This is a genomic window from uncultured Bacteroides sp. (genome assembly GCF_947632445.1).
Lineage (GTDB): Bacteria > Bacteroidota > Bacteroidia > Bacteroidales > Bacteroidaceae > Bacteroides.
Genome location: NZ_CANRPM010000052.1, coordinates 1 through 20,532, shown reverse-complemented (window position 1 = coordinate 20,532; position 20,532 = coordinate 1). Strand labels below are relative to the sequence as shown.

The 20,532-nt window shown below is 46.2% G+C and carries 15 protein-coding genes and 4 pseudogenes; 6 read left to right on the top strand and 13 right to left on the bottom strand.

All coding sequences use genetic code 11. The features are described from left to right. Positions 1-202: 202 nt before the first annotated feature. Positions 203-2,629: a glycoside hydrolase N-terminal domain-containing protein gene (locus tag Q0Z70_RS10325; protein WP_298074243.1), complete on the bottom strand. Its 2,427-nt coding sequence runs from the start codon at positions 2,627-2,629 to the stop codon at positions 203-205. A gap of 165 nt (positions 2,630-2,794) precedes the next feature. Then, positions 2,795-3,151, bottom strand: a pseudogene (locus Q0Z70_RS10320) (transposase); the annotation flags it as partial. Positions 3,152-3,296: 145 nt separating this feature from the next. Between Q0Z70_RS10320 and Q0Z70_RS10315 the strand changes: the two are divergent. Beyond that, a pseudogene (locus tag Q0Z70_RS10315) lies at positions 3,297-4,215 on the top strand (IS982 family transposase). 103 nt (positions 4,216-4,318) lie between these two features. Here the strand turns inward: Q0Z70_RS10315 and Q0Z70_RS10310 are convergent. The 6 genes from Q0Z70_RS10310 to Q0Z70_RS10285 form a co-directional block, all read right to left on the bottom strand. Then, positions 4,319-6,457: a peptidylprolyl isomerase gene (locus Q0Z70_RS10310; protein ID WP_298074241.1), complete on the bottom strand. Its 2,139-nt coding sequence runs from the start codon at positions 6,455-6,457 to the stop codon at positions 4,319-4,321. Between the two features lie 125 nt (positions 6,458-6,582). Then, the gene (locus tag Q0Z70_RS10305) at positions 6,583-7,842 is read right to left on the bottom strand and encodes a hemolysin family protein (RefSeq protein ID WP_298074239.1); all 1,260 of its coding nucleotides are present in this window, start codon (positions 7,840-7,842) and stop codon (positions 6,583-6,585) included. Between the two features lie 2 nt (positions 7,843-7,844). Beyond that, the gene (lptC, locus tag Q0Z70_RS10300; protein WP_298074237.1) at positions 7,845-8,480 is read right to left on the bottom strand and encodes an LPS export ABC transporter periplasmic protein LptC; all 636 of its coding nucleotides are present in this window, start codon (positions 8,478-8,480) and stop codon (positions 7,845-7,847) included. Between the two features lie 7 nt (positions 8,481-8,487). After that, a complete protein-coding gene (locus Q0Z70_RS10295) occupies positions 8,488-9,810 on the bottom strand; it encodes a hypothetical protein (RefSeq protein WP_298074247.1) in 1,323 nt (440 codons plus the stop codon). 43 nt (positions 9,811-9,853) lie between these two features. Next, positions 9,854-11,116 carry a hypothetical protein gene (locus tag Q0Z70_RS10290; protein WP_298074235.1) on the bottom strand — a complete coding sequence of 421 codons (1,263 nt, stop codon included), beginning with the start codon at positions 11,114-11,116 and terminating at the stop codon, positions 9,854-9,856. After that, positions 11,103-11,834 (bottom strand): type III pantothenate kinase, encoded by a 732-nt coding sequence (locus tag Q0Z70_RS10285; protein WP_298074233.1) that lies wholly within the window; start codon positions 11,832-11,834, stop codon positions 11,103-11,105. Before Q0Z70_RS10285 ends, Q0Z70_RS10290 begins: the two co-directional genes overlap by 14 nt. 303 nt (positions 11,835-12,137) lie before the next feature. Between Q0Z70_RS10285 and sppA the strand changes: the two genes are divergently transcribed. The 5 genes from sppA to Q0Z70_RS10260 all read left to right on the top strand — a co-directional run bounded on the left by sppA (position 12,138) and on the right by Q0Z70_RS10260 (position 18,163). Then, on the top strand, positions 12,138-13,916 hold the full coding sequence (gene sppA / locus Q0Z70_RS10280) for a signal peptide peptidase SppA (protein WP_298074231.1): 1,779 nt from the start codon (positions 12,138-12,140) through the stop codon (positions 13,914-13,916). A 15-nt stretch (positions 13,917-13,931) separates the two neighbouring features. Then, positions 13,932-15,044 carry a tetraacyldisaccharide 4'-kinase gene (gene lpxK / locus Q0Z70_RS10275; protein ID WP_298074229.1) on the top strand — a complete coding sequence of 371 codons (1,113 nt, stop codon included), beginning with the start codon at positions 13,932-13,934 and terminating at the stop codon, positions 15,042-15,044. Next, on the top strand, positions 15,001-15,810 hold the full coding sequence (locus tag Q0Z70_RS10270) for a purine-nucleoside phosphorylase (RefSeq protein WP_298074227.1): 810 nt from the start codon (positions 15,001-15,003) through the stop codon (positions 15,808-15,810). Before lpxK ends, Q0Z70_RS10270 begins: the two co-directional genes overlap by 44 nt. Before the next feature lie 33 nt (positions 15,811-15,843). Next, positions 15,844-16,902, top strand: coding sequence for a thiamine-phosphate kinase (thiL, locus tag Q0Z70_RS10265; RefSeq protein ID WP_298074226.1), 1,059 nt, complete (start codon positions 15,844-15,846; stop codon positions 16,900-16,902). 313 nt (positions 16,903-17,215) lie between these two features. Beyond that, on the top strand, positions 17,216-18,163 hold the full coding sequence (locus tag Q0Z70_RS10260) for a virulence protein RhuM/Fic/DOC family protein (protein WP_298074224.1): 948 nt from the start codon (positions 17,216-17,218) through the stop codon (positions 18,161-18,163). Between the two features lie 31 nt (positions 18,164-18,194). Here Q0Z70_RS10260 and Q0Z70_RS10255 read toward each other — a convergent pair. From Q0Z70_RS10255 to Q0Z70_RS10235, 5 genes and pseudogenes are all read right to left on the bottom strand, one after another. Beyond that, positions 18,195-18,299: pseudogene (locus Q0Z70_RS10255) on the bottom strand (transposase); the annotation flags it as partial. Continuing rightward, positions 18,289-18,876, bottom strand: a complete 588-nt coding sequence (locus Q0Z70_RS10250; RefSeq protein WP_298074245.1) for a DUF6175 family protein — start codon at positions 18,874-18,876, stop codon at positions 18,289-18,291. The gene Q0Z70_RS10250 and the pseudogene Q0Z70_RS10255, both read right to left, overlap by 11 nt. An 83-nt stretch (positions 18,877-18,959) precedes the next feature. Further along, positions 18,960-19,409, bottom strand: coding sequence for a hypothetical protein (locus tag Q0Z70_RS10245; RefSeq protein ID WP_298074222.1), 450 nt, complete (start codon positions 19,407-19,409; stop codon positions 18,960-18,962). Positions 19,410-19,495: 86 nt separating this feature from the next. Continuing rightward, positions 19,496-19,684 carry a hypothetical protein gene (locus Q0Z70_RS10240; protein WP_298074221.1) on the bottom strand — a complete coding sequence of 63 codons (189 nt, stop codon included), beginning with the start codon at positions 19,682-19,684 and terminating at the stop codon, positions 19,496-19,498. 634 nt (positions 19,685-20,318) lie between these two features. Beyond that, positions 20,319-20,532 (bottom strand): annotated as a pseudogene (locus Q0Z70_RS10235) (transposase); the annotation flags it as partial.

The window sequence follows — 20,532 nt, the reverse complement described above, 5'->3', positions numbered from 1 at the left end:
AAAATGGCATTTGAAGGGATTATGATATGTAATCTTCATATGCCATTTTATTTTTAGGAACATTTACTGAATATCCCCTGATAGACAAGCTGTACGGAGGAAAACACCGATCTTTCCAATTGGGATAATCGGAAAATCAGAATGAATGTCAATCTGGGTAGTCTGCGGTGAATTTTCTGCGAATCCTCCGCCCGAAGAAGCGCTACATCTCCCAGCTCTCGCCTGCCTTCAGACTGATGCGTTTCTTCTGTCCGTTGAAGCAGAGCTGCGTCTTTCCGTCTGCGCGGGCGGTAACACGCAGGGCTGTCACACAGCCGTCCTTCCACGTCATGTCCACCACGAAGCCGCCGCGCGCGCAGATACCCTCCACGTGACCGTCCTTCCACTGCTCAGGCAGGGCGGGCAGCAGGCTGATGGAGCCTTCGACAGATTGCATCAGCATCTCGATGACGCCTGCACATCCGCCAAAGTTTCCGTCAATCTGGAAAGGCGAATGGGCATCCAGCAGGTTGGGGTACGTGCCTCCCCCGCGTCGGGCATCCTTTCCTTTGTATTCGTCGGGGCTTACCAAGCGAAGCAGGCGGCGGTAGATGTGGTAGGCGTTCTTGCCGTCGTCCAGGCGGGCATAGAGGTTGACACGCCAGCCCGTGCTCCATCCCGTCGTATTGTCACCCTTGATTTCCAGCGTGCGTGCGCAGGCTTTGGCCAGGCCGGGCGTAGCCGCCACACTCAGGTGATGGCCCGGATAGAGGCCGAACAAATGCGACTGGTGGCGGTGCTGCGGGTCTTGGTCTTTCCAGTCGTGGTACCACTCCTGCAGGTTGCCGTCGGCTCCCACGTGATAAGGCCAGAGGCGGGGCAGCGTCTTCTCCACTTGCTTCTGGAAGTCCTTGTCCGTCTTCAGTTCCCTGGCAGCTTCGGCAGCGTCCATCAGGCATTCGCGCGTCATGGCCAGGTCGGACGTACAGCCGTAGGAAGTGGAGCCTACATAACCGTCGGGCGTGACGAACATATTTTCGGGCGAGGTACCGGGCGAGGTTATCAGCTTGCCGTCCTTCTCTACGAGCCAGTTCAGGCAGAACTCCGCCGCTCCCTTCAGAACAGGATAATATTGCCTGAGAAATTCTTTGTCGCGCGTAAACTGGTAGCGTTCCCAAATGTGGGTGGACAGCCATGCGCCGCCCATCATCCAACAGGCCCACGAGGGGTCGCCCACGTTCAGGCCTACGGGACAGGTCATGGCCCAGATGTCCGTGTTATGCCCTAAGCACCAGCCTTTATCCACGCCATAATAAGCTTTGGCCGTCTCCGCCCCTGTGTGACTCAGGTTGGCGATGAAATCCATCAGCGGGCGGTGCATTTCGCTCAGGTTGGCCGTCTCGGCTGCCCAATAGTTTTCCTCCAAGTTGATGTTCGTAGTATAATTGCAGCTCCAGGGCGGCAGGATGCGCTCGTTCCACAGGCCTTGCAGGTTGGCGGGTACGCCCGGTGTACGCGAGCTGGAGATGAGCAGGTAGCGTCCGAACTGAAAGTAGAGCGTCTCCAGTGCGGGGTTGGCTTGCGACTTGTCCGTATAGAGCTTCAGTTGTTCGTCGGTAGGTAGGGCTGCTATTTCGGGGGCCGTCTGTCCCAAGTCCAGCTTCACGCGATCGAAGTAGTGCCTGTAGTCGGCCACGTGCGCTTCCCTCAGCTCGTCATACGTCTTGGCGGCCGCCCGCTCCATGCGCCGCTCCACCAATCCGCGATAGTCACGTCCCTCGCGGGCAGGATCTTTATCGAAGCCGTTGAAGCTCGTCACGTTGGCCACCAGCACCAGCGCCTCGCGTGCGCCCTCGATTTTCAGCTCGCCCGAAGGATAGCTCTTCACACTGCCTCCCTGCGTCAGCACCCTGACCAGCGTGCGGAAGCGCATCCCCCGTTCGGGGTCGTACAGATGTTTCTCCTTGACACCCATGTAATAAGACGGATACGAATGATAGGCCGTATAGCCCTCGACAGCCATCTCGTTGCCGGCGGCTGTCGTGGAGTGAGGCAGCTGCGAGCTGAACGAGAGCAGAGCCCTGATGCCTTTCTCACCTGCCGACGTCAGGCGTAACACAATCACCGAGTCGGGCGCTGAGGCAAAGTAGTCGCACGCCTGCTTCCTGCCTCCGCGAAGGTATTCCGTCCGCGCGATAGCATTGCCGATGTCCAGCGAACGGCGATAGGCAGTTATCTCGGCCGCCTCGTCCAAGTAGGCGACAGTCAGTTGCCCCAGGGGCTGGTAGTTTTCGCTATAGTGCCCCTGTACCTTGCGTTGTTCGCGGTCGGCAGCACGGTAGTCCTCGTTGTCTAACAGCTGGCGGATGACGGGGATAGACCGATGGGCATCGGGGGTAGTCACCTCGCGATCGGGTTCACCCGTCCACAAGGTCAGGTCGTTCAGCGAGAGCACATCGCGTTGCGTACCGCCGTAGACGATGGCCCCCATCGTGCCGTTGCCTATCACCAGCGCCTCCTCGAAATATTCCGCCGGTCGGTTGTAGTGTAATACCAGCTTGTTTTCCTGCGCACCTGCCGCGCCTGCATACAGGCATCCTCCCATCAAGAGCAATCCCTGCACCCTTCTTCTCCAAAGTGTATTTTTCATAAGTTGTACGTTAAAGAATAAAACCATTTTTATTATGTTGCCCATATTCCGGCCTGCGGGGCACGAAGGTTGTGGCCGAAGACAGGGTACAAATATAAGTTTTTTCTGCCAATCGTGTAAATACCAATTGAAAATTGCTCATATTTTAACGTGAGTTCAACGAATTCAAAACAATGCAAGCTGTGTGTCAATCGTTCTCATGACATTGATACACGGCTTCTTTGGAAAACAGCAATATGCGGCAATTGCACTCAAGAGGTTGACAATAAAATTATCAAAGGTTCCATGCCTTGAATGTTCCACTTGTGCTATATTTTTGAGTTCGTCATTGACGGTTTCGATAATGACCCGTTTCCTGGGGAGTAGTTTGTCTGAAAGTGACATCAGTGCTCCTTTCATATTGCTTTTCAACTTGGTTATAATTTGTATGCCGTCCACGAATAATCTCTCAAAGAGCTTCTTGCCGATGTATCCCTTATCACCGACAAGCTTCCCATATATAAATTCCACAAAGGCTTTGTATTATCTAAAAGCTGGAGATTTTCTATGATGCTTAAGTCACGTGAGTTTGATATAAGAATTAATATATTTATCTGATTAATAGAAACATAGCGATAAAAGTATTAAATTTATAGTGTCAAGTTATAACATTTAAACGATTGTCACTATGTTTTCAGAATTTAAAGTTACGGAGATTTATTGTATGGCCGATGATTTTTGCAAGGAATTTACATTGCAGCAGGAAAAATATATGATTGAAGACAAACCCTATTAGATATCGTAACAAGCCTAACCGCATGAATGATGCTGAGATGATGGTTGTTCTTATCCTGTTCCATTTCGGTGGTTTCCACTGCTTCAAACATTATTACAAGGAGTATGTCTGCAAACATCTGGGACACATGTTTCCGCGTTTGGTCTCCGATAACCGTTTCGTGGAACCGGAGAAGGAAGTACTGCTTCCCCTGACCATTTTCATCAAGAAAGTCCTGTCGGGGAGCTGTACCGGAATCAGTTTCGTTGACTCGACTCCCTTGCGTGTCTGTCGTAACCAACGGATTCTGATTCATAAGATATTTGAAGGTCTTGCCGAGCGTGGAAAATGTTCCATGGGATGGTTCTTCGGATTCAAGCTGCATCTGATAATCAATGACAAGGGGGGGATTCTCAATTTCATGTTCACGCCCGGAAACGTGGATGACCGGGAACCGTTGAAACAGGGTAAGTTTCTGGAGAACATCAAAGGAAAACTATGTGCAGACAAGGGATATATCGGTCACGCTCTGTTTGAAAGCCTTTCCCTTAATGGCATACAACTTGTCACTAAAGTCAAAAACAATATGAAGAACTCACTGATGAGTATTGCCGACAAGATTTTGCGTCGGAAAATAGCTTTGATTGAAACGGTCAATGACAAACTGAAGAACATTGCACAGATAGAACAATCCGGACATCGGTCATTCAGTAACTTTATAGCCAACTCCTTGTCAGCCATCGCAGCATACTGCTTTTTTGAAAAAAAGCCTGCCATTGAAGTGAACTTTATCAAGGACGGACAACTCTCTATTTTTTTGACTTTATATTGAACTCACGTTAGCAAAGGTAAAAATAAAGTTGCACAAAGACAACAAGAGCTATCCAAACAATTTGGACAGCTCCTGCATCAATATTAATATAGTAGTCTATTTATCAAAAGAACAAGTAACGTTCATCTTTGACTTTTGCTTTCAGATAAAGATCGTTGATAAACTGTCTTACAACCAAGTTGATATACATGTTTTGCAACTTGTCTACTTCAGCTTGTTGTTCGAAAGTTTCATTGAGTTTATCTTCCGCATAAGGCTGCAAAACAAAGACACCTGCATTACCCTTTATGGGAGCACTCAATTGATTAACTTCACCTACCGGTACATAAGCGCTAACCAAAGGTTCACTACTACGCAATGCAGACACAAAAGCCGGAGCATCAAATGTTACATGTTTCACTGAATCAGAAACTGCACCAGACATATTCTTATACTGCTCAAAAGAAGAAGCATTGGCTGCCTTCATGTCAGCCATAATTTTCTCAGCTTTCTTGTCATGCATCAGCAACATTCTCAGTTCATTGTGCACAGCAGACAACGGGCGATAACCTTCAGGATTTATTGCAACCAGTCCTACAACCATCATGTGATCGCTTTCACCACACTCATACAGACCGGAAACATCGCCCGGTTTTGCAGAGAACACCCATCTCAAGGCTTCCTTTGTGCCACGAACGCCACCAATATTGTGTTCTGCGCTGTAAAGATCTGTACGGTCAAGCAGTCTATAACCCGCATCTTCTGCATTGGCTACAAGTTCTTCCAACGTCCCATTAGAAGCAATGAACTGACTGAAGTCATTATAGGCCTTGCTATAAGTCTCCTTGCTAAATTCGATTGTGCGCTTCACTACAGCTACTTTATATTTATCCTTAACAGCTTTCTTGGCAGTTACCTGAAGAATAACATTACCTTGCCCTAAAGCAATATTCTTCAATTCGTTTATCTCTGCATCTACAACAGCTGTAATATACTTCAAATTATCGCCGTCCACCTGAGCACCTTCATAGTTAGCAGAAGCAATCCAAGCAGACTCACCTGTTTGCCCATACTTCTTAGCCAATTCAGCGAAATCGGCTCCACCTTTAATCGCTCCATAAATACTATCTGCTAAAACTTTTGTTTTCTCTGGAGTTTCAGCCGTTACCCAGATCTGACGATACTGGATAGAGTCAGGCAAAGCAGCCTTGGCCAATTTCTTGAACGAGTTCAATGTATTGTCTGCAGCGTTATAATAAGGGCCAAACACATCGCCTACAGATACAGAATCCAAACGTGCAACGACATCAGAAGGCAAAGCTCTTGTTGTACAATACAAGTCTACATAAGGCTGCTCTGAACCAGTAGAGCGTACCAATGAAGCATAATCGGAAGTTGCATCTGCAAGCTGAGCGGTATATTCATCCATTTCCTTGCGCAATTCTGCCTTATCTTCTTCGCTAGCAGTTACCTGTACATCAATATACTTGATATTACGTGTTTCTACATATTGACGATATTGCTCTTTCTTTTCATCATAGGCTGCCTTCAACTCTGCATCTGTGACTTTCACCGTTGAATCAGCGATTGTAGAATATGGAATAGCAGCCAACTGCAAATCCATCTGATTTACTCGACCATCAAAAGCGACTTGAGCTTCAACAGGATTGGATAGCAATGATTTTGCAATAAGTGTGCTATACTTTTCCTGCAAGCGAGTCTGCACAAGTGTTTTCTCAATGAATGACCACAGCTTATACATAGAGTTGTAATATTCAGCGTATTGTGCAGGCATTTGACTCTTGTTCATCTTAGCATAGTCAGCCAAGAATTTCATCAGCATATCCTTGTCAAAAGCACCTGTCTGAGGATTGCGGAAAGGAGTTTGAGCCAAAAGCGGATGAGTGCCTTCATTAATAATAGACTTTATTTCTTCCTTAGATACCGTCAGACCTAATTTCTTAGCCTCAGTTTCTATCAGTTTGTTATTGACATAAGTTCTCCAAACTTCGTCTCGCAACTGATTCATCTGGTCATCTGTCAAGTTATTGCCATTCGAGAATTTAACCACTTCTGCATATTCCTCAACTAATGATTGATAATCTTGGGCTGAAAGGACTTCACCATTCACCTCACCCACATTTTGTGACTGATGCGGTTGCAAAACCTTCCATGCATCACCTGCAATGAAGGCAAACAATGCCAAGCCTACAGCAATCACCAATAATGGTCCTTTAGACCGAATGTTTTGTAATGTTGCCATTTTTTATTAATTGATTTATTTGTTTATTATTCTTTTTCTCGCTCCAATCAGTTTTTAGCGCACGAAGATACAAAAAATGCTAATACACATCTATTTATTCCAAGAAAAATTACGCTTTATAAGAATTATTCGACCACTTTCAGCTTTACAAGCTCTATTTTAGTAGCTGTGACCTTGATAATTTTAAACTGAAACTTTCCGATAGCAACCACTTCATTCAACTTAGGGAAACTTTGATAAGTATTCAAAATCAGACCTCCTATTGTCAAATAATCATCTGATTCAGGCAAATCAAGTGTAAAAGCTTCATTAACTTTTTCTATTTCAAGGCGGGCAGACAGCAAATATTCATGTTCGGCTATTTGCCTGCATACATAAGATATATTGTCATGTTCATCTTCTATATCACCAAAAATTTCTTCCACCAAGTCCTCGAGCGACACGATACCAGAAGTTCCACCAAACTCATCGACAACCACAGCCAACGTTTTCTTTTGTTGCATAAAAATCTTCATCAATTTATGAGCCGGCATGGTCTCGGGTACAATAGGAATTTCCTTCACATTATTGCGCCAATCTGTCGGATTGCGGAACATCTCCGAAGAATGGATATATCCCACAACATTATCTATATTGCCTTTATATACAATAATCTTCGATAATCCTGATTCGACAAACAGATTATTGAGTTCTTCGAGAGAGAGAGAATCCTCCATATCGACAGCCACAATCTCTGTACGTGGTACAATACAATCGCGTATCTTGACATTCGAAAAATCAAGAGCATTCTGAAAGATTTTCACTTCCGCATCCAGCTCCTTTTCATCTTCAGCATTCTCAATACCCGACTGAACGAAATAATCCAAATCGACTTTACCGAAAGCTCTGTCAGAAGCCTCTTTATTAACACGTATTCCAAATATGCGTAAACAAAGGAAAGACAAACATGAGGCAAATTTAGACACCGGGAAAAGAACAACATAACATACGAACAGAGGAACTGCACAGACACGTAGCACCAAATTCGGATTAATCTTAAAAAGATTCTTAGGCAAGAATTCTCCTGTCACAAGGATAATCAGCGTAGAAATGACTGTCTGAATCAATACCTGCCAAAAATGATTGTCAATGATCCCAGCCAACAGATACCCTATAATCTGTGCCATTAGAATGCCATAAATAACTAAGGCGATATTGTTGCCTACCAACATCGTAGATATAAAGTTATTGGGATTTCTGAAAAAATAAGATAATATGGATGTTGTCACTCCTGGCTTCTTATCCATCTCAAAGCGGAGCTTATCTACAGAAACATAAGCAATCTCTATTCCAGAAAAAAAAGCAGAGAAAGCCATCGTAACCAATAAAGATATCAATATCCCCATATTTATAAATTGACTGAATCAGTTTGCAAGGAGTCGGCTGGAGCCTCCTCGTTTTCTTCGTCTATATAAAAGATTCCGTTCGTCTTAAAGAAAACATATTTAGACAATTGTTCATCCGACTCGAATCCCACAGCATAAATAATCTGATCAGGTTGTTCAATGCGCACTTCCTTATCCGAATACACTTTCTTCTTGTTCTGATCCCAATACAATAACTCAGTATCAAACTTCTCTCCTTTCAGGTTTTGAATATGCACATTGCTCATCAGCTTCCATAACCGTTGTTTGTCATAGTAATAGGCAGTATCCGCCTCGATACTGGCTTCTACCTGGAACAACGAATCGAACTTCTCGACATATACTCCTTTCTCAAAAGCCCAATATGAAGGCGATTTACGATCGTAAACCTTCCATTCCTCCGCATTTACCCGATAACGGATAATTCCCGAATCGGACACCAATGTAATAACTCCACGAGTATCCATCACAGGCAAAGAATCACGTTCGGTGATAGCCTCACCTAATTCTTTCTTACGCCCAGAACAGGGAGAGAATAAAAGAAGCATAACCATTGCCATTAAGGCAATGGTTATGCTTAAATTCTTATGTGCTACGACTCGTAAAGGTCTCAGAGACATACATATTTTATCTGATGGTTGTGCTCTCGCCAATCCAACCTTCAACCGTAATACGGTCTCCAGCCTTGTAACCCAACATGAAGAGATCCTTGATTTCGGGCACGTGAGCAGAGTAAGTCCTAATTAGCTCATTGGCTTGATCAGCAACAGAAGGATCGACAGATTTAGCTCTCTGCAACTTATCAAGTACTACATAGTAAGTACACTTATTCAAGGCCGGTTCATCATTCCACCGAGGATTTGAGCCATAAGCTTGAGCCAACAAGATATAAGCACTACCAAAGTTCTCATTGAAGCTGAGAGCTTTGTAACAATAACTACGCACCTGCGACCACTTCTTGGCACCAAACATAGCTGCTGCTGCAGCATAAGCCATTTCAGCCTTCTTGGCATTGTCGGTTTCCATATTGATAGCTTCGTCAAAGTACTTCACAGCTGCATCATAATCTCCCTTCTTATATGCCTGATATCCGCAACCTACGGCTGCATCAGCTGTCGGATCTATTTTATACATATAGTAAGAAGCCTGGAAGTAAGCTTCGCTTTCTGTACATTTCATCATTTTAAGTACATTGATAGCCTTCTTCAAGAAAGTAGAGTCATTTTGATTGGCTTCTACCTGAGGTCCATAAATGTTTTGCAAAGACTCGCAATCGGCTACACCACTATTAATAAAGATAGCATCAACCGTTTCCTTCATCTTTTCGATGTTGGTCTTCTTATCAGCAGATGTTGCGGCAGCCAACGCGTCATTCAAATATTGCCCTACGTTCAGATAGTCCTGGAAGAACTGGTCTGTGTGAGAAATGTCAACTTTCACGATACGCATAGAAGCATCCATGAAATAATAGAAGATAGGACTCCAAGTTTCAGCCTTGTCGGTTTCAACGGATTCTTTCAGCCAGCCATAAGCCTCCTTCAAATCGGGTTTCGGTGCATAAGTCAAGTAATCAATAGCCTTACGTCCCAAAGCACCAGCTACAGAGTAAGTCAACTTGGTTCCCTTAGCCGCAAATTCGGGCATGTACTTCATCTTCAAGTCATGCACTTCCATCAGTTCGTTGAAATATTTCTGATATTCAACAGAATTACGATCCTTGATAGGCTTCATCAAACCGGTCAGAATATCTTCTGCATCCGTAAAGGTATAAAATCTCAGTGTCGGGCAATCTTTCAACACTTCCATACAGGGAGCATAAGCATCCTTGTAATTTTTACCCTTAACAGCTTCATGAGAAATACTACTGTTGGCTTTACAGTCTTTTTGTGCGTAAGCGCCGGTCGCTCCACCAGCAAGAAGCAATACAGCTACAAGCGTCTTAATTTTCATTGTATTCAAAATTTTAGTTGTTATATTTCAATGTCCAAATACTTTAATCCACTTTCCGTTTAAAGAACCAGCGTTCGTTGAATGTCACACCGACAACAAGTCTCAATGTATTTTCATCAACAAACGTCACTTTCGATCCACGAACCCTCGCATACTGCGCCGTCACGCTCAACACGGAACGAGTACGCGGTATAGGAAGACCAAAACCGGCAGAAACACCAAATCCCTTTGCAGCACGTTCGCCTTCTATCTTATAATAAGGAAGCGAATAATAGGCTCCCAAACGATATTTGACATGAGCGAAGTAGCTACGCCCCATCAGGTTAGGAATGTATTCAGCTCCTATTCCGATACGCACTCTGGAACAAAACGCATCGGCATTGCTCATATAGGTCACCTTGCTCCATTCCTGCAACAAAAAATCAGCCCCTACCGTCAGGCGTTTGTCATACACATAAGCCAAACCCGCACCGATAGACAACGGAATACCATACGTAGCCACACTGTCACGCGAAATATAAGTAGCTCCGGTTGTAGAATTACCTACCGCTTCGCTAACCGAGGTTTTACCCCCCAAATCATGTTTGGGAGAAAATACGGCTCCTATTGTCAACGCATTCTTCTTTCCCCACGTTTGCGTATATTGTACGCCAAAATCAAGCTTATAGCTTTTCCACGCAGCGTCCCATGTCTTCTGATAAGGGAACTTATTGGCATCCGAGGGGAATGTCAGATACGAAGTCCGCGCTATATCTCCCCAAAGATACGAAATATTTGCACCAACAGAAAGGTTTTTAAATATTTTAAACCCTAATCCGGCATAAACCTGATGCAAGCCCCCTTCTCCCGAGTAGGTCACGGAGCTAGAATTAGAAGAGTTGTCAGTATCTTCTCTATATTCTCCCATGTTATAGCCTACGTTTGAATAGGGTATCAAGCCCACGCTCATACCACACCAGCGGGCCAATCGAAACTGCATGGTGATATAATCGAAACTTGAATTTTTAGCATTTTGCTTCAATGTACCGTCACTGAAGTTCGTATTTTGTAACGAAACCGATCCGTCGAAAATAAATGTCAAGGAATCAACCGCTGTATAGGAAGCCGGATTGGCAAAGTTCACCTGCGCACCGTCACGCAAGCCATAGGCCACTCCGCCCATTGCCTTGCTATTACTCGACCCCTGTTCTGCCAGATGCCCGTATCCATACCTTGTATAAGGTGAGTTTGTATTATTTTGAGCCATCCCCTCCCCGAAGAACAAGCTGAGCAGAAGCGTCAGGAGTGTCTGTCTATATCGCGTCATTATTGTATATCAATATTCGGTTTAATCCTTTCAACACTAAAAATCTGTCTGCAAAGATGATACTTTTTAAGTTTGTATCAAAAGAAAAAACGTCGCCCCCCGTTAAAAAAACCAAAAGTTCGAGATATTTATCTTTCATCGCATGAATGTAGCCTGCCATTTCGAATTCAATGCCTTTCAACACCCCTGCACGGATAGCCGTCTCCGTATCCTTCCCTATCGGGAGCAGGCGGCCATCGGCTTCGACAAGAGGAAGGCGTCCCGTATAGTGGTTCAATGCCTTGAAACGCATTTGCATACCGGGCGAAATATTTCCGCCATGATACCGGCCGGCCGCATCTACAAATTCATACGTGATGCACGTACCGGCATCTATCACCAAGATATCCCTGCCAGGGAAACGCTCGACAGCACCTACCACAGCCGCTATGCGGTCGTAACCCAGCGTGAGGGGCGTTTCATAAAGATTTTCCACGGGGAGAGGGGTGTCGGCTCCTAACCTCAGCAGGGGGCAAGGCAATTCTGCCAAACGCGCTTCGACCTCGTCTGTCAAATCAATAACCGTAGCCACAATGGCCTTTTCTATAGGATAGCGGCGACAGACATCAGGCAACGACTCCAGCGTGAAGTTAGAGTCATAGACCACATCTTTCAAATCGGTTCCCTCAAAAAGGGCTATTTTGGCCACCGTATTCCCTATGTCAATAATCAAATTCACTGCTATCACTCTTTTGCAGATGCAAAGATACGACTTTATTCCATTATTTCGCATACCGTAAAGCATTGCGTTCGCAAGAAGAAAACACCGTTTTCCAGCTGACAAAACAGCCTTTTTTGTGCAAACAGCCACAGACCGCCCTTACAAGAAGGTCAAAGCCCCCTGATGCAAGGGATATTTTTCAGACGAAAGACTGATATTTTTGTGATAAAATAAAAAAGTTGGCGACAGATAAAGCAAGTATCAACCTTATTATTTATCTTTGTTAGCTTGATAAAGTTAGCAATTAACAAGATTACCAATATGAAAGATTTTTTCAAATTTACTTTCGCGACTGTGACGGGTATCATCCTGTCCTGCGTCGTGTTATTCTTTGGAGGCATGCTGATACTGTTCAGCGCCCTGGCTTCATCGGAAGCCGAAACACAAGTAAGTTCCAACTCCGTCATGATGCTCGAACTGAAAGGCGAACTGAGAGAAAGGTATGAAGCGATGCCTTACGAAACCCTGTTCAGTGACGATTATCAGATATACGGACTGGATGACATCCTCTCCTCCATCCGCAAGGCTAAGGAGAATGAAAACATCAAAGGCATCTACCTGCAACTCAGCTATCTGACTGCCGGATATGCCGCCATTGAGGAGATACGCAACACGCTGCTCGACTTTAAGGAAAGCGGCAAGTTCGTCATAGCCTATGCCGACAACTACCAGCAGAGCCTGTACTATCTGGCCAGTGTAGCCGACAAGGTGCTGATGAACCCCAAAGGTTCGCTCGAATGGCGCGGCATCGCCTCGACTCCCGTCTTCTACAAGGACCTGCTCGAAAAGATAGGTGTGGAGATGCAGATCTTCAAGGTGGGTACCTACAAGTCGGCCGTCGAGCCTTTCATCGCTACCGAGATGAGCCCCGCCAACCGCGAACAAGTGACGGCCTACATCCACTCCGTATGGGATGCCGTGACCCAAGCCGTATCCGAATCGCGTAACATCAGCATAGACAAGCTCAACCGGTATGCCGACAACATGATTATGTTCGAACCTTCGGAAGAAGCCGTGAAATGTGGTCTGGTGGACACCTTAATATACAAGAACAATGTGCGCGACTACCTGAAGCCCTTAGTCGGCCTCGATAAGGACGACAACCTGCCCGTTTTGGAATTGCAAGACATGGTGAACGTGCACAAGAACCAGCCGAAGGACAAGAGCGGCAACATCGTGGCCGTGTACTATGCCAGTGGCGAAATCGTCGATTACGGAAGTACGTTTACGTTGCTCAGCGACCAGCCCACCATCATCACCTCCAAGGTCATCCGCGACCTACGCCGTCTGCAGGAAAATGACGACGTAAAGGCTGTCGTGCTCCGCATTAACTCGCCCGGCGGAAGTGCCTACGGCTCCGAACAGCTGTGGTATGCCATCAGCCAACTGAAGAAAGAGAAACCCGTCATCGTCTCCATGGGCGAATATGCCGCTTCGGGCGGATACTACATGTCGTGCAACGCCGATACCATCGTGGCCGAACCCACTACCCTGACAGGCTCTATCGGCATCTTCGGCATGTACCCCAACGTGAAGGGACTGACCGACAAGATAGGCCTTGACTTCGACGTGGTGAAGACCAACGAATATGCCGACTTCGGCGCTACGGGCCGCCCCATGAACGAAGGCGAGAAGGCCCTTATGCAAAAGATGGTGAACCAAGGTTACGATCTCTTCCTGACCCGCTGCTCCGAAGGACGCGGCATCGCCAGGGAAGAACTGGACAAGATTGCCCAAGGCCGCGTATGGACAGGCAGCACCGCCAAGGAGCTGGGTCTTGTCGATGAGCTGGGCGGACTGGATCGTGCGCTGGAGATTGCCTGCCGGAAAGCCGGTATAGATGCCTATACCGTCGTGTCATATCCGGCTAAACAGACCTTCCTCGAAATGTTGATGAGCACCAATCTGGGCAGTTACCTCAAGTCACGCTTCCTCAGCGGCAAGGCCGGCGAGCTCTACCGCCAATTCAGCATCCTGGAGAATTTCGACAAGCGCGACCGCATCCAGGCACGCCTGCCCTTCGAACTGAATATAGAATAAAGCGCTCCTGTACAGATGGCAGAACGTTCCGTCCCGACACACCGCTGGCTTCTCCCACTCTCGTGGATGTACGGAGGAGGGGTGTGGTTCCGCAACAAGCTCTTCGACTGGAAGATACTCCCGTCGAAGAGCTTTGACGTTCCTGTCATCTGCATCGGAAACCTGACCGCAGGCGGCACGGGCAAGACGCCCCACACGGAGTATCTGATACGGCTATTGCAACAGGCAGGACTGAACGTAGCCGTATTGAGCCGCGGCTACAAGCGCAAAAGCAAAGGCTATATACTGGCAGATGCCCATAGCAATGCCGCCCGGATAGGCGACGAGCCCTATCAGATGAAAGAGAAATTTCCCCAGGCACGCATAGCGGTCGATGCCGACCGTTGTCACGGCATCGGCCGATTACTGGAGCTGGACAATCCCCGCCCCGATGTCATCCTGCTGGACGATGCCTTCCAGCACCGGTATGTACAAGCAGGCCTGAACATATTGCTGACCGACTATAACCGTCTGTTCACCGAAGACTGCCTGCTGCCCGCAGGACGGTTGCGCGAATCCGCTTCGGGAAAGACCCGCGCACAGATTGTCATCGTCACCAAGTGTCCGCAAGACATCAAGCCGATCGACCTCAATATCACAGGGAAACGACTCAACCTGTATCCTTACCAACAGCTTTACTTCACGCGCATACGCTATGGCATGCCTGCCGCCGTATTTCCACAAGCCGTGTCCGACCGCCCTCTGCCCAAGATATTGAACGGTGAAGAGCATGTACTCCTTGTCACGGGCATCGCATCGCCGCAACCGCTGGCCGAAGAAGTGAAGCTCCACGCCAGGACACTCAGGCAACTCTCGTTTTCCGACCATCACGACTTCAGCAGGAAAGATATGAAGCTCATCGAAAGAGAATTTTCACAAATGGAGGGACGCCGGCGCCTCATCCTTACAACCGAGAAAGACGCGGCACGGCTCAAGGCCCATCCTGCACTGAGCGAAGACCTGAAACCCTATATCTATGCCATCCCCATCGAAGTGGAAATCTTATTGAACCAACAAGAATTCTTTAACCAAAAGATTATCGGCTATGTTAGAAAAAATTCAAGAAACGGCAGCTTACCTCAGAAGTAAGATGCACACGCAACCCGAAACAGCGATTATCCTCGGCACCGGTCTGGGAAGCCTGGCCGGCGAAATCACCGAAAAGTATGAAATAAAGTACGAAGACATCCCCAATTTCCCCGTCTCGACCGTCGAAGGGCACAGCGGCAAGCTCATCTTCGGCAAACTGGGCAACAAGGACATCATGGCCATGCAGGGACGCTTCCACTACTACGAAGGCTATTCGATGAAGGAAGTAACCTTCCCCGTCCGCGTCATGCGCGAACTGGGCATCAAGACTTTGTTCGTATCCAACGCCAGCGGAGGCACCAACCCCGCCTTCGAAATCGGCGACCTGATGATTATCACCGACCACATCAACTTCTTCCCCGAACATCCTCTGCGCGGCAAGAACATCGCCTACGGCCCCCGCTTCCCGGACATGAGCGAAGCCTACGACAAGGAACTCATCCGCAAGGCCGATGCCATCGCCGCCGAAAAGGGCATCAAGGTACAGCACGGTGTCTATCTGGGCACACAGGGCCCGACGTTCGAAACGCCTGCCGAATACAGACTCTTCCACGTCATGGGAGCCGATGCCGTCGGCATGTCTACCGTGCCCGAAGTCATCGTAGCCAACCACTGCGGCATCAAAGTCTTCGGCGTATCGGTCATCACCGACCTGGGCGTAGAGGGCAAGATCGTAGAAGTGTCGCACGAAGAAGTACAGAAAGCCGCCGACGCCGCCCAGCCCCGCATGACGGAAATCATGCGCGAACTCATCGACCGCGCCTGAGACATTCTCCACCTTTATATATATATATATATAATGAGAACAGAAATAGCCACCCTCGGCGAGTTCGGCCTTATAGACCACCTGACCGAAGGCATCGAACCTAAAAACGAATCGACCCGCTACGGCATCGGCGACGATGCCGCCGTGCTCTCCTACCCCGCCGACAAGGAAGTGCTGGTCACCACCGACCTCCTGCTCGAAGGCGTACACTTCGACCTGACCTATGTACCCCTGAAGCACCTGGGCTACAAGGCTGCCGTAGTCAACTTCTCCGACATCTACGCCATGAACGGCACACCCAGGCAGATTACCGTCTCGCTGGGCCTGTCCAAACGCTTCTGCGTGGAAGACATGGAGGAACTGTATGCCGGCATCCGTCTGGCCTGCAAGGTCTATAACGTGGACATCGTAGGCGGTGACACCTGTTCGTCCTACACGGGCCTCACCATCGGCATCACCTGCATCGGCGAAGGCGAAAAAGGCAAGACCGTCTATCGCAACGGAGCCAAAGAAACCGACCTGATATGCGTCAGCGGAGACTTGGGCGCAGCCTACATGGGCCTTCAGCTGCTGGAGCGCGAAAAAGCCGTACTGAAAGGCAGCGACAAGGACGTACAGCCCGACTTTGCCGGCAAAGAATACCTGCTGGAACGCCAACTGAACCCCGAAGCCCGCAGGGACATCATCGAGCAGTTGCGCAAGGCAGGCGTACAACCCACGGCCATGATGGACATCTCCGACGGCCTTTCATCCGAACTGATACATATCTGCTCGCAAAGCAAAGCGGGCTGCCGCGTCTACGAGGAACACATCCCCATCGACTACCAGACGGCTGTCATGGCCGAAGAGTTCAACATGAACCTCACCACCTGCGCCTTGAACGGAGGCGAAGACTACGAACTGCTGTTCACCGTGCCCATTGCCGACCACGAAAAAGTGGCCGGCATGGAAAACGTCAAGCTGATAGGCCACATCACCAAGCCCGAACTGGGCTGCGCCCTCATTACCCGCGACGGCCGGGAGTTCGAACTGAAAGCCCAGGGATGGAATCCCCTAAAGAACGACGGGGACGAAACGCAGCTCCCGATTTAAGGTTTTATGTATATATTTATTACCGAGGCAGAATACCTCTTGTTATCGCTTCGGAACAACGGCTACTGTCGATTAAGTTAAGCGGCGATGATCGATTAAGTTAGTCGATGATGATCGATTAACTTAAACGATTAGACCCCCTTCAGAACACCTTCTGGCGGGGGTTCGGAATGCCTCTTTCTGACGAAGGCAAAGGGGAGGAAAACTGCCGGAACGGGGGCTTCGGTTGTCGGTATTTTTCATCATCCTGACGCGCACAGCCTATGAGCAACCATTATATAAATTATAGGATAAGTAAACAATGAACAAAAATATGGTTACAGATAAACAAGGTTCTTTCGTCTTCTATAAAAATGAAGATGGTAATATACAGTTAAATGTAAGACTGGAAAAAGATACGGTGTGGCTCACGCAATCGCAAATGTCCAATCTGTTTGGAGTAGATCGAACTGTAATTGTCAGACACATTCGGAACATCTATAAATCAGCAGAATTATGCGAAGACGCAACCTGTGCGAAAAATGCACAAGTTCAAGAAGAGGGAGGAAGAACAGTCAGAAGAACCATACCTTATTATAATCTGGACATGATTATTTCTGTCGGTTATCGAGTAAACTCAAAGAACGCTACTCAATTCAGAATCTGGGCAACTTCTATATTAAAACAATACCTTGTCAAAGGCTACGCCATCAACGAGCAGCGATTACAACAACTTGGTGAGGTGATACGAATCATGAAACGTACCCAAAATGAACTCGATGCCCGACAGGTACTTAGCGTAATTGAGAATTACAACACTGCCCTTACCTTACTCGATGATTATGACCACCAGTGCATGAAACGGCCAGAAGGAAGTAAGGCAACATACGTTCTAAGCTACGAGGAGTGCCGCAATCTGATTGACCGGATGCGTTTTAACGCAGACTCAGATTTGTTCGGTCATGAAAAAGACGACTCCTTCAAAGGTAGCATCGGTAATATATACCAAAGTTTTGGGGGCGAAGACGTGTACCCTACCCTTGAAGAAAAAGCCGCAAATCTACTATACTTCGTCACTAAGAACCACAGTTTCAGCGACGGGAACAAACGTATCGCGGCAACGATTTTTCTATATTTCCTTGATAAGAACGGTATTCTATACGATGAGAATGGTCACAAGAGAATAGCAGACTATACACTTGTTGCACTTACGATTATGATTGCCGAATCCAGAATTGAGGAAAAGGAAATGATGGTTAGCATTATCATGAACTGTATCTGAGAAACAGGCCTTGCACTAAATATTATTCCCAACGTACATCATTAAAATAATGGAGGTCATGAACGCTTGCGGCAGTCATGTCATAAGAATGTATGACTCCGCGTATTCCGCAGACAGTATGGAGCTTATACCCATAGTTCTATTTTATCTTGAAGCAGTAACCCTTGCGAACCGACCTCGCTTTCCATTGTAAACATGGAACTTTCATCAAATCCAATCTGCAACATCAGGGAGCGTCCGTTCTCCGATATATCAGAGAACTTCATTTGCATTACCTGTAAAAAGTCATCCGCACAAGAAGATATGGCTTTCATGGCTAGTTTGGCTATGTCATTTGTATAGAAAGTACCACTTTCGCCGACCTTGTTGGATAAAGAAGCACCCGTTGCACTATCATAAACCGTTATGACTATTTTGACACGTGTTTCGGGTTTATCCGATGAAGCAGAGGCATTTTGATTGCATACAATATCTGCCTCCACATATATATTCGCCCCTGACATATCTATAATCTGTGATTTTATGTCGGCTTTGTTTTCCATACTGAAAACGTTACCGCTTTCAATTGCTTTCAACTTTGCCAAAAAATCAATCGTACTGATACCTCTTTCATCGAAAGCTTCTTTAATTTTAGTCAGGGCAATGCGTTTGTTCTCGTCATTCTCAAGAATTGTCCTAATATCTTCGCCTTCCTTAGTATAAGGTATTACCATTATTTTAGGTTGTACAACCGTTTGGGCTTCCATAAAAAGAATAGGAAGCAGGCATAATAGAAAAGTTACTCTAATTCTCATAATCATATACCCATTTTGTTTATAATCCCGTTCTTTTCCAAATCTTTCCGCAACAATAGTACTTTCACTTGGACTTCATATAATGTGCCTTTAGCCTTATCACCTTTTTTGAATGAAGAGGCAGGTAGGCAATTCAATATGAAATCACCGATACGGTAATTATAGAAGTTGTCAAAGTAACTTGGATATTGTTCAAATGAAGTTGCTTCTCCACTATCCAATAGCGGTTTATTATAAGGTGTGTCAGGGCATCCATCAAATAATACAGTCTTGATAGCTGCATATTGGGCATCTGCATCTATCGTTTTCTTTGATTTACTATATACCATCAAAGTTAGTTTCACAGTAGAAGAAGATGTCTTTTCTGATTTTATTAATTGATAATTAATCGTTTGTGCGTAAGTAAAAAGACTTAGACACAAAAATGTCAGTAATGAAACGAATATCTTCATTTTTATAAGTTATTTTACGACTCCTCTTAATTAATTCATTTTCAAGTATATGAAGGAAATCATTCCATCATATACTTGTTTGTTAGTTACTTGTTTTCATGTTTGGTTAGAGCTTCGAGAAGTTCCGCTTCATTCACACACTCTTTACCATCATCTAAAACAATGCTGTCATTTCCATTCAAAAGATTCATCGCATCCTTAATACGCTCTTCTGTCGTCAGTGAGTTACCATCATTACCTTCAAAATAGGCATAAGTCATTCTTATTTTTGCCATAATTTTTTTTGTACATCTATGGCCTTACGATGTGGATTACAGTTTTTTAAGAGAAGCATAAAAAGAAAGTGGGGCCAAACATTCTGCCTCATCTTCCGTGTAGGGCTTCGACTCCCTTGTAATACAGATAAGGAGAATGAACAGCCTCACTTGGATGTATTTCGTGCATATACGAATACAAACCAAGAGAGCGTTCTTCCTCAATATTCTGATATTACTCTGTGAGTTGTCGAAGTTCACACGGTCAGAATAAAGCGAAAATGCGCTTTCTCATATGTCCACACCTGCATTTACAAGTGCGCCGCAAAGATAGCTTCTTTTCTTGGAAGAATGCTCATTTTACCCCTGTTTTTTAATAGCTTATACTAAAAATCAAGCAAATCATATGTCTCAAGTAGTTCATCCTGTCGAATTCCTAAGTAAATCTTATTTATTGAAACATTGCTGTGGTTAAATGACTCTGATAACCTCGTCAATGCAATATTGGCATTTTCATTGGCTCTTTCATAGACCTTGCGACCAAATGTATTTCGCATTGTATGGGTTGAAAAATGTTCAATCTTCAAATTGAACCGATATAGGATATTATGTCTGTAGTAGAAAAGGATGTAAATAACGTGAATTCGTCGAGCTCACGTAATGTTATGATTTCTCCTCTGTCATTACACAACAGATGAAGCTTGAATCCTTGCCACCAGCCCATTGTGCCTTTGCCATCGGCAGCCACCCCTTTGAATACCTTGTTGGCATAACGTCTTGGATTGTGACATACGGTATCATGGTGCTGTCAACAAAACTTATACCCGTACATCTTCCGAACGCAAAAAGTTTGAGGAAGAAAACAAGTT

Excerpts from the sequence above, each read along its gene's own strand:
- Q0Z70_RS10310 (WP_298074241.1), bottom strand. The coding sequence starts at position 6,457 with ATGGCAACATTACAAAACATTCGGTCTAAAGGACCATTATTGGTGATT.
- Q0Z70_RS10295 (WP_298074247.1), bottom strand. The coding sequence starts at position 9,810 with ATGAAAATTAAGACGCTTGTAGCTGTATTGCTTCTTGCTGGTGGAGCG.
- Q0Z70_RS10325 (WP_298074243.1), bottom strand. The coding sequence starts at position 2,629 with ATGAAAAATACACTTTGGAGAAGAAGGGTGCAGGGATTGCTCTTGATG.
- Q0Z70_RS10270 (WP_298074227.1), top strand. The coding sequence starts at position 15,001 with ATGTTAGAAAAAATTCAAGAAACGGCAGCTTACCTCAGAAGTAAGATG.
- Q0Z70_RS10240 (WP_298074221.1), bottom strand. The coding sequence starts at position 19,684 with ATGGCAAAAATAAGAATGACTTATGCCTATTTTGAAGGTAATGATGGT.
- lpxK (WP_298074229.1), top strand. The coding sequence starts at position 13,932 with ATGGCAGAACGTTCCGTCCCGACACACCGCTGGCTTCTCCCACTCTCG.
- Q0Z70_RS10250 (WP_298074245.1), bottom strand. The coding sequence starts at position 18,876 with ATGGTAATACCTTATACTAAGGAAGGCGAAGATATTAGGACAATTCTT.
- lptC (WP_298074237.1), bottom strand. The coding sequence starts at position 8,480 with ATGTCTCTGAGACCTTTACGAGTCGTAGCACATAAGAATTTAAGCATA.
- sppA (WP_298074231.1), top strand. The coding sequence starts at position 12,138 with ATGAAAGATTTTTTCAAATTTACTTTCGCGACTGTGACGGGTATCATC.
- Q0Z70_RS10290 (WP_298074235.1), bottom strand. The coding sequence starts at position 11,116 with ATGACGCGATATAGACAGACACTCCTGACGCTTCTGCTCAGCTTGTTC.
- Q0Z70_RS10305 (WP_298074239.1), bottom strand. The coding sequence starts at position 7,842 with ATGGGGATATTGATATCTTTATTGGTTACGATGGCTTTCTCTGCTTTT.
- thiL (WP_298074226.1), top strand. The coding sequence starts at position 15,844 with ATGAGAACAGAAATAGCCACCCTCGGCGAGTTCGGCCTTATAGACCAC.
- Q0Z70_RS10260 (WP_298074224.1), top strand. The coding sequence starts at position 17,216 with ATGGTTACAGATAAACAAGGTTCTTTCGTCTTCTATAAAAATGAAGAT.
- Q0Z70_RS10245 (WP_298074222.1), bottom strand. The coding sequence starts at position 19,409 with ATGAAGATATTCGTTTCATTACTGACATTTTTGTGTCTAAGTCTTTTT.